Below are 17,297 nucleotides of genomic sequence, written 5' to 3'. Positions count from 1 at the left end.
TATTTGCTTTTTGTCGGCAGGTTCTTGTGCCTGCCGTGCCTTTGCGACACTCTGCCAAAACCAAGCGCGACGCGAAAGTAGGGGAGTTATCGCATGCCATCAAAACGTCTGAGTGTTGTTGTCACGCGACGCTTGCCGGATGCCGTCGAAACACGCTTGAAAGAGCTGTTCGATGTCTCGCTGCGCGACACCGATGCACCGATGACGCAGGACGAACTGGTGGCAGCGGTGAAGAGCGCGGATGTCCTTGTTCCAACGCTGACCGACCGGATCGACGCGGGCCTCATCGGACAGGCCGGAGAGAACCTGCGCCTGATTGCGAATTTCGGTGCGGGCGTGGATCACATCGACGTCGATACCGCGCGCAGCCGGGGCATTCTGGTCTCGAACACGCCGGGCGTGGTGACCGAAGATACGGCGGACATGGTCCTGGCCCTGATGTTGGGCGTGACGCGTCGGATTCAGGAAGGCCTGAGCATCATGCAAAAGGGCGAATGGGAAGGCTGGGCGCCCAATGCGCTTCTCGGGGGCCGACTGGGCGGGCGCCGTCTTGGAATCCTTGGAATGGGTCGCATCGGTCAAGCCGTAGCTCGCCGCGCAAAAGCGTTTGGCATGCAGATCCACTACCACAACCGCCGTCGCCTGCGGTCCGAGATCGAGGCCGATCTCGATGCGACCTATTGGGAAAGCCTCGACCAGATGGTCGCGCGCATGGACATCCTGTCCGTCAATTGTCCGCACACGCCATCGACCTTCCACCTGCTCAATGCCCGGCGCCTGAAGCTTCTCAAACCCAGCGCAGTGATCGTGAACACCTCGCGTGGCGAGGTGATTGACGAGAACGCCCTGACCCGGATGCTCAAGGCAGGGGAACTGGCCGGGGCGGGACTCGACGTCTACGAACACGGCCATCGCGGCAATCCCGAGCTGCGCGATATGCCAAACGTGGTCATGCTGCCGCATATGGGGTCTGCCACACAGGAAGGCCGGATGGAGATGGGCGAGAAGGTCATCATCAACGTCAAGACCTTTGCCGACGGTCACCGCCCACCCGATCAGGTCGTCCCGGCGATGCTCTAGGCGTCGCGTCGCCTCTTGCAATGCCCGCGCTGGCGCGCCATGAACAAAGCATGAACGACTTCGCTTTCGAGTTTCAGTCCGAAACACTTCACGCGCTGCCCTCCGGCGCGCTCTTCTGGCCTGTGCGTAGCTTGCTTGTGGTCTCCGATCTGCATCTCGGAAAATCCGCGCGTGCCGCGCGCTTCGGCGGGGCGCAACTGCCGCCCTATGAGACGCGCGAGACGTTGGATCGTCTTGCCACTGACCTGGACCGCACCGGTGCGAAGACCGTGATCTGCCTTGGCGACAGTTTCGATGCGCCTCAGATGCAGGACATGCTTCCGCAAGAGGACCTTCTCACGCTGTCCGCCCTGCAAGCCGGTCGCGACTGGTACTGGATCGAGGGCAATCACGACCCCGGCCCGGTGTCCCTCGGCGGCGCACACCGGCGTGCCATGGTGGTCGGGCCATTGCGGTTTCTCCATATTGCCGAACCTGACGCCATGCCGGGCGAAGTCACGGGCCATTACCACCCGAAGGCATCCGTGCCATTGCGGGGCCGACTTCTCACCCGGCCCTGTTTCCTCTTCGACCAAAGGCGTCTGATCCTGCCCGCCTACGGCGCATTCACCGGCGGGCTTCACGCCCATGATCCGGCGCTGTCCGGATTGTTTTCGTCGGGGGCGCATGCGATTCTGACTGGCCCGAAGCCCTGCAAAATTCCAATGCCGGGCCAGGCGGCCTTGCCATGATCCCGGCGGCGTGCACAGAGTGCGCCATGACGATCAATCCCCGCATTAAGTCGAGCTTCGACCGCCAATCCATGATGCGGACGCTGGGTGCATCCCTTGTCGAAACGGGCGATGGCACCGCCACGATTGCGGCACCCATCCTGTCCGGAACGCGCCAGCAACAGGGCTTTGGTCACGCGGGTCTGACCTTTTCGATCGGGGACAGCGCGGCGGGCTACGCGGCCCTCACCCTTATCCCGGAGACTCAGGAAGTCGTCACCGCCGAGATCAAGATCAACCTTTTGGCGCCGGCGAAAGGGGATCGCCTGATCGCCCGCGGGCGGGTCATTAAACCGGGGCGCCGCCTGATGGTGGTCGCCTCCGATGTCTACGCAGAAACCGATGGCATAGAACGTCACATCGCCTGCCTGATGGGCACCATGATGCCCGTCGACCTTTAGAAGGAGCCGCCTCATGTCCAAGTTCAACCAACCCCTCGGCGGCAACGACAGCCCCCGCTTTTCGGGCCCCAACACGATGATGCGCCTGCCGACGCAACCGACGGCCGAGGGGCTCGACGCCTGTTTCGTCGGAATCCCGATGGATCACGGCGCTTCCAACCGTCCCGGGACGCGCCTTGGCCCGCGCCAGATCCGCGAAGAAAGCCGCATGATGCGGCCCTACAACATGGCGACCGGGGCCGCGCCGTTCGAATCTATGCAGGTCGCCGATATCGGCGACGTTCCGATCAACACATTTGACCTGAAAAAGACCATCGGCATCATCACCGACTTCTACCGCGACATCCTGAGCCACGGCGCAATCCCGCTGACGCTGGGCGGTGACCACACGCTGACATGGCCGATCCTGCGCGCGATCAAGGAAAGGCATGGACCCGTCGCACTCATCCATATTGACGCCCACGCCGACACAAGCGACGAGATGTTCGGTGAGAAAGAGGCCCACGGCACACCGTTCCGCCGCGCGTGGGAAGAGGGCTGTCTGCAAAACGACAAGGTTTGGCAAATCGGCCTGCGCGGATCGGGCTACAGCCCCGAAGACTGGGACTGGGCCCGCAGTCAGGGCTGGCATGTGATCCCGGCCGAGCAGTGCTGGTTCAAGTCGCTCGCCCCGCTAATGGCCGAGATACGCGAAACCGTCGGCGATGCGCCGGTCTACCTGAGCTACGATATCGACAGCCTTGATCCAGCCTTCGCCCCCGGCACCGGCACGGTCGAGATGGGCGGCCTCAGCACCTGGCAGGCTTTGGAGATCGTGCGCGGCTGTGCGGGGCTGAACCTCGTCGGAGCTGATCTTGTAGAGGTGTCTCCGCCGTTCGACACGACCGGCACGACAGCACTGATCGCGTCGAACTTGCTGTTCGAGATGCTGTGCGCCTTGCCGAAGGCGCAGATGGGGTAAGCCCGGGCGGCGCACGTTCTTGACCTCGTAGGCCGGGCTTCGGCCCGGCACGCACTTAGGCCGTCAGCCCTTCCGGCTCGGCCAACCCGTTCGCCCGGCAACACGCCGTCACGGTATTCGCTAGCAAGCACGCGATGGTCATCGGCCCGACACCGCCCGGAACCGGGGTAATGGCGCCCGCCACTGCAGCGCAGCTGTCAAAATCGCAATCCCCAACCAGCCGTGTCTTACCCTCGCCCTTCTCGGGCGCATCGATGCGGTTGATGCCCACGTCGATCACCGTCGCCCCCGGTTTGATCCAGTCGCCCGTCACCATCTCCGGCCGCCCCACAGCAGCCACCACGATATCCGCGCGGCGCACGACCTCTGGCAGGTCCTTGGTCCGGGAATGCGCAATCGTGACTGTGCAACTGTCGCCCAGCAACAATTGCGCCATCGGCTTGCCCACGATGTTCGACCGGCCGATCACCACTGCATTCATGCCCGACAAGGACCCGTGGTGATCACGCAACATCATGAGGCACCCCAGCGGCGTACAGGGCACCATCGATTTCTGACCCGTCCCGAGCAGCCCGACATTCGAGATATGAAACCCGTCTACATCCTTCGCCGGGTCGATGGCATTGATGACGAGGTCCTCGTTCAGGTGACCGGGCAAGGGAAGCTGAACGAGAATGCCGTGGATCTCGGGGTTGGTGTTCAGATCTTCGATCAATCGCAGCAACTCATCCTGCGGCGCATCGGCGTCGAGCCGGTATTCGACGCCAAGCATCCCGGCTTCCTTGGTCGCCTTGTTTTTCGAGCGAACGTAGACTTGGCTCGCCGGGTCTTCGCCGACCAGAACAACCGCAAGGCCTGGTGTGATCCCGTGCTCCTCCTTCAGCCGGGCCACGTGACCCGCCACCTTTTCGCGCACCGTTGCCGCAAAGGCTTTTCCATCGATAATCGTGGCGCTCATCCGTCCCGTCCTTCCTTGCCCATCACCCGCTCTTCGCGGGCAATAATGCCGTCAATCATGATCTTCCACATGGCTTCCGCCATGTCCGGATCAAAGCCGGCCACCTCTGCCTTGGCCCGCACATTGTCCAAGACCTGCCGCGCCCGCGATGGCGCAGCCGCCGAAATGCCTTCGCGCTGTTTCAGAACCGGAGCGCGATCGGCAAAGGACAGCCGCTCTGCCAGAAGGGTCATCAGTTCTGCGTCAATCTCGTCGATGGCGGATCGAAGCTCCGCCATTGTGTCGACAGTGTCGGGCGCGGGTCGTGGCATGGCTGTCCTTCACTCTTGTAAGGGGTGTTCGGACGCGTGCTCGCACGCGGCGCTGACTAGAACAACCCTTCGATTTGCCCCGCGTCGTTCAGCCGGATGTTCTCGGCTGATGGCACCCGAGGCAGGCCCGGCATGGTCATGATCTCTCCGCAGACGACAACCACGAACCCCGCCCCTGCCGAAAGACGCACCTCACGCACCGGTACCGAATGTCCCGTTGGCGCACCGCGCAGGTTCGGGTCTGTCGAGAAAGAGTACTGCGTCTTCGCCATACAGACCGGCAGATGACCGTAACCCTGCTCTTCCCAGAGTTTCAGCTGATCGCGGATCTTCTGGTCCATAAGCGCTTCGTCTGCGCGGTAGATACGCTTGGCGATGGTCTGGATCTTGTCAGCAAGGGACATCTCGTCCGCATAGATCGGCGAGAAGTTCGCCTGCCCAGCATCCGCAACCTCGGCCACCTTCCGCGCCAGCGCTGCCGAGCCTTCGGACCCAAGCTCCCAGTGACGCGACAGGACTGCCTCGGCCCCATGTTCGGCCACGTAATTCTGGATCGCTTCGATCTCTGCCTCGGTGTCGGTTACGAAATGATTGATCGCGACGACCACTGGGACGCCGAAGGATTTCAGGTTCTCGATATGTCGCCCTAGGTTCGGGCAGCCTTTCTTTACCGCATCGACATTTTCAGCACCAAGATCGGCCTTAGCGACGCCGCCATTCATCTTCATGGCCCGCACGGTGGCCACGCAGACCACAACCGACGGCGCGATGCCCGCCTTGCGGCATTTGATGTTCATGAATTTCTCTGCGCCCAGATCCGCCCCGAATCCGGCTTCGGTCACCACGTAATCCGCCAGTTTCAAAGCTGTGGTCGTCGCGATCACCGAATTGCAGCCATGCGCGATATTCGCGAACGGACCGCCATGCACGAAGGCCGGGTTGTTCTCGAGCGTCTGCACAAGGTTCGGCTGCATGGCGTCCTTGAGCAGCACAGTCATCGCGCCTTCCGCCTTGATATCGCGGCAGAACACCGGGCTGCGGTCGCGGCGGTAGGCCACGATCATGTCGCCCAACCGCTTTTCCAGATCCTTGAGGTCTTTCGCGAGACAGAGGATCGCCATGACCTCGGACGCCACCGTGATGTCGAACCCGCCTTCCCGCGGGAACCCGTTGGCGACACCGCCCAGCGAACAAGTGATCTGCCGCAGCGCGCGGTCGTTCATGTCCACCACACGGCGCCAGACGACACGGCGGATGTCGATGTCCTGCTCGTTGCCCCAGTAGATGTGGTTGTCGATCATCGCCGACAGCAGAGAATGCGCGGAGGTGATCGCATGGAAGTCGCCGGTGAAATGAAGGTTCATGTCCTCCATCGGCACCACCTGCGCGTAACCGCCGCCCGCTGCGCCGCCCTTCATTCCAAAATTCGGCCCGAGTGAGGCTTCGCGAATGCAGACCATCGCTTTCTTGCCAATGTGGTTCAGGCCATCACCCAGCCCCACCGTCGTCGTCGTCTTGCCCTCGCCCGCAGGCGTCGGGTTGATCGCCGTCACAAGGATCAGCTTGCCATCGGGGCGGTCCTGAACCGAGTTGATGAAGCTCTGGCTCACCTTGGCTTTGTCATGACCGTAGGGCAGCAGATCATCCGACCCGATGCCGATTTTGGCACCGATCTCTTGTATGGGCAGCTTCTGTGCCTCGCGGGCAATTTCGATATCCGACTTATGCGACATGTCGTGCGCTCCCTGTTCGCGATGCCATTTGCCCCACGCATACCGTTGCACACCAGTGCCACGGCGCTGCGAAACCGACATTTCCGCGCGAAGGAACGGCGGCATCCACCGCATGATGCCGCCAATCGGAAACCTCGTGCCGTTTCGGCTCAGCCGCGCGCGGTTTCCAGATGCGGCCAGACCGGTTGATCTGGGATGTGCAGGCGCAATTCATCGCCGACCCGCAAGGTGCCCGGCCGTTCGACCCAGGCTGTGACGCCCCGACGGTGTTTGGCAGCCGCTTTGAAAGCCTTACCCTTGCCGGGATGAACAGGCTCGATCTCGCGCGCCGGCAAATGGCAAGGGCGGTTTTCCATGTCGACGACCAGCGTCCCCCCGTCAGGCCCCTGCAGGCGCGACGAGGGCGGCACATGGGTAAAGTCTGGAATGCCCTCGATCACAAGCGTTGCGCCCACCCAAACCGGATCAATGGCCTCAAGCCCCATCTCCTCGGCGATGGCGGCCAGTTCTTCGGCAGACACGATTGACAGCTGCCTCGCATTGGCAATTTCGGTCCCTTTTGGGTGCTGGGAGGTCACGCGGCTGCACGACGGGCGCGTGATCCCGCTGTGGCTGTCTCCGATTGGACCTTCGAAGCCTAGTTCGAGGGCGTCCGTCGCTTCCGAAGCGATACCGGTCGAATTTTCCGGCACCAGACCTATCCAACGGACAGTCGCTGTGAAATCGGTTGGTTTCAATGCGGGCATACGCAGCTCCGATGTGTGTTGCGTTTGAAAACCGCAATCCAGCCGGGCGTTCAAGCGCAAACGAACAGATGCCGATGCGCACGATTATTCCGTCAAAGAAAAACCCCGGCCGCATTTCTGCGCCCGGGGTTTTCAAGGGTTCTTACCGATCGTGCTTTACGCTGTCGGCTCCGGCTCAAGGCCACCGTCATCCGAGCGCGGCTTGGACTTCGGCTTGGTTTTCGGAATCGCCGTGATGCTTGGCTTTTCAGGTGCATCGCCGGGTTCATCGTCGTCACCCGAATGCGGCGGTTCGCCGTTCATCACGCGCTTGATTTCGTCGCCGGTCAGCGTCTCATATTCAAGAAGGCCCTGCGCAAGACGCTCCCAATCTTCCTGACGTTCGGTGAGGATCTTGAAAGCCCGGTCGTACGCTTCCTGGATGAACCGTTTGACCTCTTGTTCGATCAGCGCCTTCGTGTCCGCCGAAACCGAGAAGCCGGCTGTGTTGCCCTGGTAACCCTCGGCGGCCTCCCGATAGTCAATATTGCCGACCTTATCGGACATGCCCCATTGCAGCACCATCGCACGCGCCAGCGCCGAAGCCTGCTGGATGTCGCCAGCCGGGCCGTTCGAGACGTTCTCGGGTCCGTACTTGATGATCTCGGCGGCTTTGCCAGCCATGGTCATGGCAAGCTTTTCCTCGCACTCGGACTTGTGCCAGTTCAGGCGGTCGATCTCGGGAAGCGAAACCACCATGCCAAGCGCGCCACCGCGCGGGATGATCGTGGCTTTGTACACGGGATCACACTGCGGCAGCGATAGACCAACAACCGCGTGCCCGGCTTCGTGATAGGCGGTCTTTTCTTTCTGCTCGGGCGTCAGCACCATGGAGCGCCGTTCGGCCCCCATCATCACCTTGTCCTTCGCGTTCTCGAAATCTTCCATCGTCACAAACCGGCGGCCAACGCGCGCTGCCATCAGTGCGGCCTCGTTCACGAGATTTGCCAGATCGGCCCCGGAGAAACCGGGCGTACCGCGTGCGATGATGCGCAGGTCCACATCGGGGCCAAGCGGTGTCTTGCGCGCGTGCACGCCAAGGATCTTCTCGCGGCCCTTGATGTCCGGGTTCGGCACGGTGACCTGACGGTCAAAGCGACCGGGACGCAAAAGTGCCGGGTCCAGCACGTCACGACGGTTTGTGGCCGCGACGATGATCACACCCTCATTGGCCTCGAAGCCGTCCATTTCGACCAGCAACTGGTTCAGCGTCTGTTCGCGTTCGTCGTTGCCGCCGCCATAGCCGGCACCCCGCGCCCGACCCACTGCGTCAATCTCGTCGATGAACACGATACACGGCGCGTTCTTTTTCGCCTGTTCAAACATGTCACGGACACGGCTCGCACCCACACCGACGAACATTTCGACGAAGTCCGAACCGGAGATGGTGAAGAACGGTACACCCGCCTCGCCCGCAATCGCACGAGCAAGAAGCGTTTTACCGGTGCCCGGAGGTCCGACAAGCAGCGCACCTTTCGGGATTTTACCGCCAAGCCGCGAGAACCGCTGCGGATTGCGCAGAAACTCGACGATCTCTTCGAGCTCTTCCTTGGCTTCGTCGATACCGGCCACATCGTCAAACGTGACGCGCCCGTGCTTTTCGGTCAGCAGCTTGGCTTTCGATTTGCCGAAACCCATCGCGCCACCGCGGCCCCCGCCCTGCATCCGGTTCATGAAGTAGATCCAGACACCGATCAAAAGCAGGAACGGCAGGAGGCTCAGCAGGAAAGACTGAAAGCCCGATTGCTGTTGCTGCTCGGCCCGGATCGGCACATCGTTTTCGATCAAAAGATCGGTGACGGTGGCGTCTTCCGGTTTGATGGCGATGTAGTCTTGACCATCCGTGCTGCGGAACCTGACCTGTTCGCCATCCAGTGTCACGGAACTGACCGTGTCATCCTGAACTGCCGACACAAAATCAGAGTAACTGATTTCGCGGCTCTGGAGCGTGTTGCCGCCGCCAGAAAAGATGTTGAAAAGCGCCAGGATCAACAGGAACAGAACGACCCAGAAGGCGATGTTTCGTGCGTTGCCCAAGGAAATTTCTCCTGAAAACGGCCGCGCGGACAGCGCGCGTGCCTCTTGGCCTATAACATAGACAAGCAAGGCCCGGGTTCAATGCGAAAGCAGAAATGCGGCGAAATTGAACATCTCTCGGCCCATCGGCCATAGCCGGGTATGGGCATTGTTGCCAAAACCCAGCGGAGTGCATGCAACAAGCTGGTCGTCTCTCCAGAAACTCGGCAAAGAGCGCGCGCTGTGAAATGGCGGGCTGTCCCCGCGCTTTTCTGCAATCTGCGCCCACCCGTCCGGTCCAAGCGCCCGGATACGCGTGCCGGTTTGGCCAAGGTCCGTGACCCGCCACCGCCCATCCCAAAGTCGCATCCGACCATCCACGGATGTCAACTCCGTCTCCAGACCCGCGACAGCGTTGTACTCGCGAAACACGCGCAACTGATCCCGCTCCATGCGGACCTCGCAGCCGTGTAACGTGCCACCTCCGCCCCCGAGGATGCGGTCAAGCAGGGCTTCCAACGCATCTTCGCGCGGGGCATAGGTCTGGGACGAAGTGTAACGCAGCGCGTCGGCCAAGAGCCGCATCTGCGTGTCCCGCTCAAGGCGGTCGAACCCGTCCCGATCGAAAAGAAGCTCCCCGGTAGGTTCGCTGCCAACCCGACCTTCCGACCCGATCCTTTTCCAGACCTGACAAGCGCGCGCGCGCAGAGCCGTGTCCGCGCGAGCCAAACGGTGCGCCGTTTCCGAGAGTGTCGAGATATCCAAGCCCACCTCCGCCAGATCAGGCAGCAACTTTCGCATCCGCGCGCGCAGATATGCGTCGTTCTCGTTGCTGGGGTCGTCGACCCATCGGCCCTTGAGCGTCTTCAGGTAATGCCGCAACTCCGCGCGCGACATGCCGAGACACGGTCGAACAATCTGGAACGTACCTGACCTGCCGGGGCCGCCTTTTGCGATCTCCCACTGCTTGGGGATGTCTCCGACATATTCCTCCGCCTCCAGATCCTTGGACGGCGAAGACCCCACGTCCCGTTTCGCTGCCATCGCGCTCAAACCGCGCACACCCGATCCGCGGGACAGACGCATCAGAAACGTCTCTGCCACATCATCCTGCGTGTGCGCCATCAGCACGTACCGGAGTGTGCCGCGCCATCGATTGATCAACTCCAAACGCGCCCGCCGCGCGGCGTCCATGACGTTGCCCGTTCCATCCCAGTCCCACCGCACGGTTGCGTGCGGCCAACCCAGAGCAGCGCACTCTTCGGCAACCATGCGCGCCTCATCTGCACTCTCGGGGCGCAAACCGTGATCGATGGTCACGACCCATAAGCGGACACCGTAGACCCGCGTCCAATTATGGCAGAGGGCGAGCATCGCCATACTGTCCCCGCCGCCGGAGACGGCCAATCCAATTTCAGAAGGAAAATCCGGGCCAAGCAACTGGCCCATCGCGTCCGCAAACCGCTGGTCGAGCGGCGCGTCCGTCACTGGCAGCCGAACCGCGCCTTCTGCGCCTCGGCTTCGGCAATGGCGGTGCTGCCCGGGTACCGACCGGCGACTTCCGACAGCGTCACACAGGCTTCCGCAACGTTTCCGAGATCCCCAAGGGCCGCGCCAAGACGCCACAACGCTTCGGGCCCCGCCGCGTCGTCGGGATAGCCCGCATAGGCGTCCAGATACCGCCGCGCCGCATCTCTGAGATTGCCAAGACCTTCCAGCGCACGACCTTCGGCAACAAGGGCCTGGGCTTCTAGCGGTCCGCCCGGATAGGTCTGGCGGAAGGTCGCAAACTGATCTGCGGCGGATTGAAAGTCACCCTGGGCGAGCGCCTCCCCGGCTCGCCGAAAGTCCGTTTCTTCACCAACCGCCAACTCTGTTCCCGGCGTTTGCGGCACAGGCTGTGCAACCGGAGCCGATGTCTCGGCTTCTCCGCCAAGCGTCGGAACACGACCGAGCGACCCGAGGTCGCAATCGGCTTCCAGTTCGCACAGGCGAAACTCCAGATCACCGAGCCGACGTGCCCCGTCCTCGGCCACCTGACCGACACGGAAATCGAGTTCCTCGGTCTTGGCCGTCAACCGCTGAAGCTCGGCCTCGATTGCATTGATCCGGTCCAAAGCCCCAGCGGGCAAGGCGACCGTGCTTGGCCCAGTCGTGCTCAACTCACGCTTGAGCTTCTGCAACTCGACAAACAGCACTGACATGTCCTGCCGGATGTCCGCCAACGTCTCCGACGCCTGAACACCCAAAGGCGCAAGCAACAACGTTCCACTCAGTACCCATGCCCCCAGGCGCATTCCCGTCTCCGTCAGCTTGTCAGTCCGGCCGAGATGATCGTCACCGCGCGCCGGTTCTTGGCATAGCACGATTCCTCGGAACAGATCTCGATCGGGCGTTCCTTACCATAGCTCACAAAGCGCAGACGGTTGGCCGGGATGCCTTGCGCAACCAGATACTCCATCACCGCATTGGCGCGGCGCGCGCCCAAGGCGAGGTTGTAAGCGCGGGTGCCCTGTTCGTCGGCATGACCTTCGATGACCGCGTTGTAGTCGGTATTGGTCATCAGCCACTGCACCTGGCCGTCCAGTGTCGCGCGCGCCTCGGGGCTGAGCGTCGATTGATCGACGGCAAACAGGACGCGGTCGCCCACCGTCTGCTGGAAATAGGCCGGTGAGCTTGGGTCATTCACGCTGCCCGGAACGATGCCGCCAGCTTGTCCTGTGGCCGCGTTCAGGTCGACCGGTTCGTTGTCGAAGCGGTTCGGATTGGTACACGCCGATAGGGCCAGCACGGCCACCAGCACGGTGAGTTTCGCGATAAGTCGCATGGGATGTCCTGCTCTTTTTTCTTGGTTAATCCGAAAATACCACAGCCTGTGTCCTGCGCCTAGAGGCGGACTGTGTCCCAGAATTTTCGTACGAAAATTCTGAGCGCTCAAAATTAAATTCTGGTGAAAGCCCGGAGATCACTGGAGCGGCCCCCAACTTGGATCCGATGCCCCTTCGGGCGTGCGCACCCGTTTCAGGTTACGGCCCGAGATATCGACCGTGTAAAGCGATGACGACCCCTGCGCGCCCTGCGTTTCGCGGGCGAACATGATAACCCGGCCATTGGGCGCCCATGTCGGGCCTTCATCGAGAAACGACGCGGTCAGCAACCGCTCTTCCGAGCCATCGGTGCGCATCACACCGATGTGGAAGCGTCCGGCGTTCTGCTTCGTGAAGGCGATCATGTCTCCACGCGGCGACCAGACCGGCGTCGAATACCGCCCCTGACCAAAGCTGATCCTGCGGGCCTCACCGCCAGAGGCCGACATTACGTAAAGCTGCTGCGTCCCGGAGCGGTCACTTTCAAAGACGATCTGGCTGCCGTCGGGCGAATAGCTTGGCGCGGTCTCGATCGACGGCGCACTGGTCAGCTGCCGGGTGCCACCACTTGCGATGTCCATTGCCCAGATGTCGGTGTTCGACCCCTGGGTCAGCGAATACACCACTGTCTGGCCGTTCGGCGCAAAGCGGGGCGCAAAGCTCATGACACCGTCCTGCCCCTGCAGGATGCGGCTTTGCACCGTCCCGACCTCAAGCACATGAACACGCGGCATGCCCGTTTCATAGCTGGTATACAGCACCCGCTGACCATCTTCGGAAAACCGCGGAGCAAGAACAAGCGCGTTGCTACCGGTAAGGTACTGCACATTCGCACCATCGTAATCCATCACGGCGAGCCGTTTCGCGCGCTGATCCTTGGGCCCGCTTTCCGACACGAACACCACCCGGCTGTCGAAATACCCGCTCTCGCCGGTGATGCGGCTATAGACCTGATCGGCGACCTTGTGCGCCATGCGCCGCCAACCCTCCGGCGTCCCGGCGAACTGCATGCCTTGGCCGAGTTCGGTGCCCGCGAACACGTCCCAGACGCGGAATTTCACAACCACGCGCCCGCCCTCTTCGCTCACGGCCCCGGTGACCAGAGCCTGTGCGTTGATGGCTTTCCAGTCCGCGAATTGCACCGGACTGCCGAAACTGGTGATCTGGCTGATATGCGCCTCGCGCGGCACTTCGCGAAACAGGCCCGTGCCCGTCAGGTCATCCGCCACCACGCGCGCGATCTGCTGCGCAAGCTGCTGCGCGCCCGCGCTTTCGGCCACGAAGTCCGGCACGGCATAGGGCAAGGGCTCGATCACACCTTCGGTGATCTCGATCCTGAGCGGCCCGTCCTGTGCCAAAGCGACGCCGGGCACCATCAAAGCGAAAGCCAAACCACTCAGTAACGCTGCGAAGACCTGTTTCATCGGACCCTCATACTCTCCGGATTGAACGTCATCTCGACGTTTCTCCACTGATCATATTTTTCAACGGGAAGCGAATAGCCATCCCCCTGACAGCGCAGAATTGCGCGGCGCGCTGCCTGAAAAGCGGTCTCTACCGCCGTGCCGCTGCCGCCTTCCGCGGCCAACATGCGTAAGGAAGACCCCACGACCCGACCGTCACGATCCATGTCGAAACCGACCGTCACAGTTACATTGGCCGCCTGCGAGCCGACATCGACCACCCAGCAATCCTGAACCGCGATGCGAAACCCGTCCCGTTCCCCTTGAGTGAGCGGCGGTCCTTCGGCACTGCCCGTCGTGGCGCCAGAAAGCGCCTCTTCCAGCGCACCGGCGATGGCTGCCGCGGTTGCATCCGCGGCGGCTGCGTCGGCCTCCGGCTCGGGCTCAGGTGGCGCTGCGGGCGCAGCAGCAGTCTGCGTCTGCGTCTGCGGAGGTCGGTTCGGGCGCACCTGAGGACGCACCGACGCCGTCGGTGCCCGCGCGGGCTCTTCCGCTTCGGTCACAATCTCTGTCGTTGCCGCCTCCGGTGCCGTGGCCTGCTGTTCCTCCGCCTCGGACGGTTCAGCCGTGTCGGATTGCTCCACCGTGTCCTGAACCTCGGGCGCGACATCCGCTTCGGGCGCGGGCTCGGGCACCGCTTCGGGTGCGACTCGCGGCGCCGGTCTTGGTGTCGGCCGCAGCGCCACGTCCGGCGCTTGAACGTCCGGCACCGCTTCCGGCGTCGGGGGTTGCGGCAAATCGTCAGCCACTTGCGGTTCCGGCTCCGGCAACACCGGTTCAGGCACTGGGTCCGGCTCCACCACCTCAGGTTCTGCGGGTTCGGGCTGAGTGACCGGCTGGGTGTCCTCGACAGGGGTGTCTGGAAGCGCCGTTTCCGGCTCTGGCTGCGGCAGAGCTGCCGGTTCGTCCACGGTCGGGGGCGCCAGTTGCGGCTGCATCATTGCAGCGAACTGCGCCTCAGAGATGACCGATACATCAGCCACTTCCATCTCCGGCGGATCGCCGCGGAACATGCCACCGAACAGGGCCCAGAGGATCAGAAGCCCATGTGCCGCGCCCGAGATATAATGGCCCGTATGCACCCCGCGCCTCAGCCATCCGACCCGTCAAGCGTCGGGCCGCCGATATCCGTCACCAGACCGATCGAAGAGAACCCGCCGGCGTTCAACGCACCCATCACTTGCGCCACCACGTCATAGGTCACCGCGCCGTCGGCCCGCAGGAACACCCGGTCGTCCGACCGCTCTGCTGCAATCGCGCGCAGGCGCGGCACCAGATCTGCGCGCGGCACTTCGGTGTTCTGGATCGAAACGACGCCGTCAGCGGAGATGGTCACCGTCAGGGGCTCTTCTGTTTCAGATGGCAGGGCAGAGGCCGCCGTCTTTGGCAGTTCCACCGGCACACCAACGGTCAAGAGAGGAGCCGCCACCATGAAGATGATGAGCAGCACCATCATCACGTCCACAAAGGGCGTGACATTGATCTCGGACATCGGCACGGCGCGGCCCTTGCGCCGCCTGCGTCCGCCCCCTCCGTTCTGCCTGACCACACCTCCGCCCATGGCTCAGCTGTCCAACTGGCGACTGAGAATGGTCGAAAATTCGTCGGCAAAGGATTCGTACCCGGCAAGGATGCGATCACTGTCTGCGGAAAGCTTGTTGTAGAACACCACCGCCGGAATGGCGGCCAAAAGGCCGAGACCGGTCGCAAGAAGCGCTTCCGCGATCCCCGGTGCCACGACGACCAGCGACGTGTTCTGCTGCTGCGCGATTTCGACAAAGGCGTGCATGATCCCCCAAACGGTGCCGAACAGCCCGACAAACGGAGCCACCGACCCGACTGTCGCCAGAACCGCAAGGTTCTTCTGCAGGTCCTCCGCCTCTTTCTGAATCGCAACGTCCATCGACCGGTCGATCCGCGCATGCGCCCCGGCAATCAGCCCGCCATCGTCCCGATGCGACCGCCGCCACTCGGTCATACCAGCGGCGAATACCTTCTTCGCGCGGCCTTCCGGCTCTGGCCCGATCTGGTCGAACAGCTCGTCCAGCGGCTCGCCCGACCAGAAGGACCGGTCGAACTCTGCAGCCTCGGCGCGGGCTTTCCGATACGCCATCAGCTTTTCGATGATGATCGCCCAGGCCCAGAAGGACGCGATCACCAAGAGGATCATGACGATTTTAACGGTCAGGGTGGCACGCGCAAAAAGCCCCCACATGGAGAAATCAATCTCCTGCGCCAACGCAAGTGTCTCTGCTTCCATCTGCCTGCTCTTTAGCCGGTTGGCCCTGTTTCTCGGGCTCTGATTATCACCCTCAATAGCCCAACGTGAGGGGAAACGCCAACACAATGGCGTCAGAACGCATCAATGGCCGCAGCTCAATGCATCTGACGGCGGATATTCGCCGGAAGCCGCGCGGGCGCACCGCCTTCGCCAATGCAAACAATCGTGACTTCGGCCTGAAACAGAACGGTCTCGTCGCGCAGCACCTCCTGTGTCATGATCAGGCGCACGCCGGTCACGGCCTTGACGGCTGTCCGAACCAGAAGGGCGTCATCGAATTTCGCGGGCTGCAAATAGTCTGCCTCCACCCGACGCACCACGAACACCACACCGTCCTGCTCGCGCATGGCATTCTGATCGATGCCGAGCGACCGCACCCAATCGGACCGTGCCCTCTCGATGAAGCGCAAGTAATTGGCGTAATACACAATCCCGCCCATATCGGTGTCTTCGTAATACACCCGCACCGGAAACTCATGCACCATGACTCAATTCCCCCGTGCCACCTTCATCCGCGCCGCCACCCGCAGGGCATGGCTTGGATCGGTGTCCATGGCGGGCATCACCGGATCATAAGCCGCGCGCATGAGCGCCCCGATCTCCGGCCGCAACACGACACGCCCGTCATCAAGCTGTCCCAAGGGTGACTGATCGGTGAAGGCTGTGTCCGACCAAAGCACCATCGATTGCACCACCTGGCTCAAGGCAAGTGTCTCCGCCGGAATCGCAGACAAGACATCATCCATGCGCAGAAACACGAAACAGGCCTTGATCGCACCTGCCTCGTCGAACCGGAACACACGGTACTGGTTCGCCTCCGCCTCAGAGAGCCGGGCCACCAGAGGCGCCAACCCATCGATCAACCGGTCCAGATCCGGCACGTCCAGAAGCTCGGACCACTCCCGGAAGAAGAACACCATGACGTTGGCCCCCAATTCCGGGTCCGTCTCGGCCATCTGATGCCCGACCATCGCGCAAACGGCTTCGAACGCGCCCTTCACCACCGACAGGGTGCTGTCTTCCACCCCGAACACGATCGGCGCAATCGGCCGCCCCCATCGCGCAAACAAATACGACCCATCAGACCGCGTGAAAAAGCGCTCAACCTCAGAAGCCTCGATCATCGTCCCGTCTTCTCTGTTTTGAATTTTGGAAAAGTCTATGGTGACGCGATACTTTTTATGTAGGTGTCACAAAAGGAAAATATCGCAAGTAACGTCCGCATGATCGTAGCGCGGTGCCCTTGAGATACTGCTTTACTTGGTGAACGTTGTTTTTTGGGGCAAGACCAAACAGTACAAGTGTTGCTCGCAGCTGGCAAAAACGCCTGAACAGCTCGTAAAAGAAATGTGCTTCACGGCTTTGTCCGGCGTCAGTCCAATATTCGCGTCTTCCAATAAACAGCGCGGTGTCGTTTACACGGTGGCGTGTCAAAAAGCTCTCCACAGCGCAATGCATTGTAAAACTATAGAAAACTCGATCCTCGAACCGTGAACCGGATCGCAGGATAGAACAGGAAGTTGCTACCCAGTCGCAACCTTACGTTTTATCTAACTCGCGAAGCGTGCAGCTTTATTACGCGGCGGCACCGAAAGAGATCAATCAGGTCCTAATCGCCGCTTGGACCGTTAAGCGGGTGGGTCATCTGAGATATCGAAAGAAAAAGTCTTA

The 17,297-nt window shown here is 61.9% G+C and carries 18 protein-coding genes; 4 read left to right on the top strand and 14 right to left on the bottom strand.

Annotation, left to right across the window (positions count from 1 at the left end):
- Positions 1-93: 93 nt before the first annotated feature.
- The 4 genes from BUA42_RS03350 to speB are packed head-to-tail and all read left to right on the top strand — an operon-like array spanning position 94 to position 3,212.
- Positions 94-1,080 carry a 2-hydroxyacid dehydrogenase gene (locus tag BUA42_RS03350; RefSeq protein WP_072776255.1) on the top strand — a complete coding sequence of 329 codons (987 nt, stop codon included), beginning with the start codon at positions 94-96 and terminating at the stop codon, positions 1,078-1,080.
- 50 nt (positions 1,081-1,130) lie between these two features.
- Entirely contained in the window at positions 1,131-1,811 is a 681-nt protein-coding gene (gene pdeM / locus BUA42_RS03345) for a ligase-associated DNA damage response endonuclease PdeM (RefSeq protein WP_072776719.1), read from the top strand.
- A 26-nt stretch (positions 1,812-1,837) separates the two neighbouring features.
- Positions 1,838-2,251 (top strand): PaaI family thioesterase, encoded by a 414-nt coding sequence (locus BUA42_RS03340; protein ID WP_072776718.1) that lies wholly within the window; start codon positions 1,838-1,840, stop codon positions 2,249-2,251.
- A 13-nt stretch (positions 2,252-2,264) separates the two neighbouring features.
- Entirely contained in the window at positions 2,265-3,212 is a 948-nt protein-coding gene (gene speB / locus BUA42_RS03335; RefSeq protein ID WP_072776254.1) for an agmatinase, read from the top strand.
- Positions 3,213-3,267: 55 nt separating this feature from the next.
- On the opposite strand, the gene folD is transcribed toward speB, so the two are convergent.
- The 14 genes from folD to BUA42_RS03265 form a co-directional block, all read right to left on the bottom strand.
- Positions 3,268-4,170, bottom strand: coding sequence for a bifunctional methylenetetrahydrofolate dehydrogenase/methenyltetrahydrofolate cyclohydrolase FolD (gene folD, locus BUA42_RS03330; RefSeq protein WP_072776253.1), 903 nt, complete (start codon positions 4,168-4,170; stop codon positions 3,268-3,270).
- Positions 4,167-4,481, bottom strand: a complete 315-nt coding sequence (locus BUA42_RS03325; protein WP_072776252.1) for a chorismate mutase — start codon at positions 4,479-4,481, stop codon at positions 4,167-4,169. The genes folD and BUA42_RS03325 overlap by 4 nt, the downstream gene beginning before the upstream one ends.
- A 56-nt stretch (positions 4,482-4,537) precedes the next feature.
- Positions 4,538-6,214 carry a formate--tetrahydrofolate ligase gene (locus tag BUA42_RS03320; protein ID WP_072776717.1) on the bottom strand — a complete coding sequence of 559 codons (1,677 nt, stop codon included), beginning with the start codon at positions 6,212-6,214 and terminating at the stop codon, positions 4,538-4,540.
- A gap of 149 nt (positions 6,215-6,363) precedes the next feature.
- Positions 6,364-6,960, bottom strand: a complete 597-nt coding sequence (locus tag BUA42_RS03315) for an MOSC domain-containing protein (protein ID WP_072776251.1) — start codon at positions 6,958-6,960, stop codon at positions 6,364-6,366.
- A gap of 156 nt (positions 6,961-7,116) precedes the next feature.
- Positions 7,117-9,036: an ATP-dependent zinc metalloprotease FtsH gene (ftsH, locus tag BUA42_RS03310; protein ID WP_072776250.1), complete on the bottom strand. Its 1,920-nt coding sequence runs from the start codon at positions 9,034-9,036 to the stop codon at positions 7,117-7,119.
- 78 nt (positions 9,037-9,114) lie between these two features.
- Complete coding sequence (tilS, locus tag BUA42_RS03305; RefSeq protein WP_245818948.1) at positions 9,115-10,503, bottom strand: tRNA lysidine(34) synthetase TilS; 1,389 nt, start codon at positions 10,501-10,503, stop codon at positions 9,115-9,117.
- On the bottom strand, positions 10,500-11,312 hold the full coding sequence (locus tag BUA42_RS03300) for a tetratricopeptide repeat protein (protein WP_072776249.1): 813 nt from the start codon (positions 11,310-11,312) through the stop codon (positions 10,500-10,502). Before BUA42_RS03300 ends, tilS begins: the two co-directional genes overlap by 4 nt.
- A gap of 11 nt (positions 11,313-11,323) precedes the next feature.
- The gene (gene pal / locus BUA42_RS03295) at positions 11,324-11,842 is read right to left on the bottom strand and encodes a peptidoglycan-associated lipoprotein Pal (RefSeq protein ID WP_072776248.1); all 519 of its coding nucleotides are present in this window, start codon (positions 11,840-11,842) and stop codon (positions 11,324-11,326) included.
- A 138-nt stretch (positions 11,843-11,980) separates the two neighbouring features.
- Positions 11,981-13,306 (bottom strand): Tol-Pal system beta propeller repeat protein TolB, encoded by a 1,326-nt coding sequence (tolB, locus tag BUA42_RS03290; RefSeq protein WP_072776247.1) that lies wholly within the window; start codon positions 13,304-13,306, stop codon positions 11,981-11,983.
- Complete coding sequence (locus BUA42_RS21085) at positions 13,303-14,427, bottom strand: hypothetical protein (RefSeq protein ID WP_072776246.1); 1,125 nt, start codon at positions 14,425-14,427, stop codon at positions 13,303-13,305. The genes tolB and BUA42_RS21085 overlap by 4 nt, the downstream gene beginning before the upstream one ends.
- Before the next feature lie 8 nt (positions 14,428-14,435).
- Positions 14,436-14,906: a protein TolR gene (gene tolR, locus BUA42_RS03280; protein ID WP_072776245.1), complete on the bottom strand. Its 471-nt coding sequence runs from the start codon at positions 14,904-14,906 to the stop codon at positions 14,436-14,438.
- A gap of 3 nt (positions 14,907-14,909) precedes the next feature.
- On the bottom strand, positions 14,910-15,605 hold the full coding sequence (gene tolQ / locus BUA42_RS03275) for a protein TolQ (RefSeq protein WP_072776244.1): 696 nt from the start codon (positions 15,603-15,605) through the stop codon (positions 14,910-14,912).
- A 116-nt stretch (positions 15,606-15,721) separates the two neighbouring features.
- Entirely contained in the window at positions 15,722-16,111 is a 390-nt protein-coding gene (gene ybgC / locus BUA42_RS03270) for a tol-pal system-associated acyl-CoA thioesterase (protein ID WP_072776243.1), read from the bottom strand.
- A 3-nt stretch (positions 16,112-16,114) separates the two neighbouring features.
- Positions 16,115-16,750, bottom strand: a complete 636-nt coding sequence (locus BUA42_RS03265; protein WP_072776242.1) for a hypothetical protein — start codon at positions 16,748-16,750, stop codon at positions 16,115-16,117.
- Positions 16,751-17,297: the final 547 nt, after the last annotated feature.

Origin of the sequence: Marivita hallyeonensis (assembly GCF_900129875.1) — a bacterium.
Classification (GTDB): domain Bacteria; phylum Pseudomonadota; class Alphaproteobacteria; order Rhodobacterales; family Rhodobacteraceae; genus Marivita; species Marivita hallyeonensis.
Note: the sequence above shows the minus strand (reverse complement) of the source record. Positions and strands in the feature narration are given on the sequence as shown.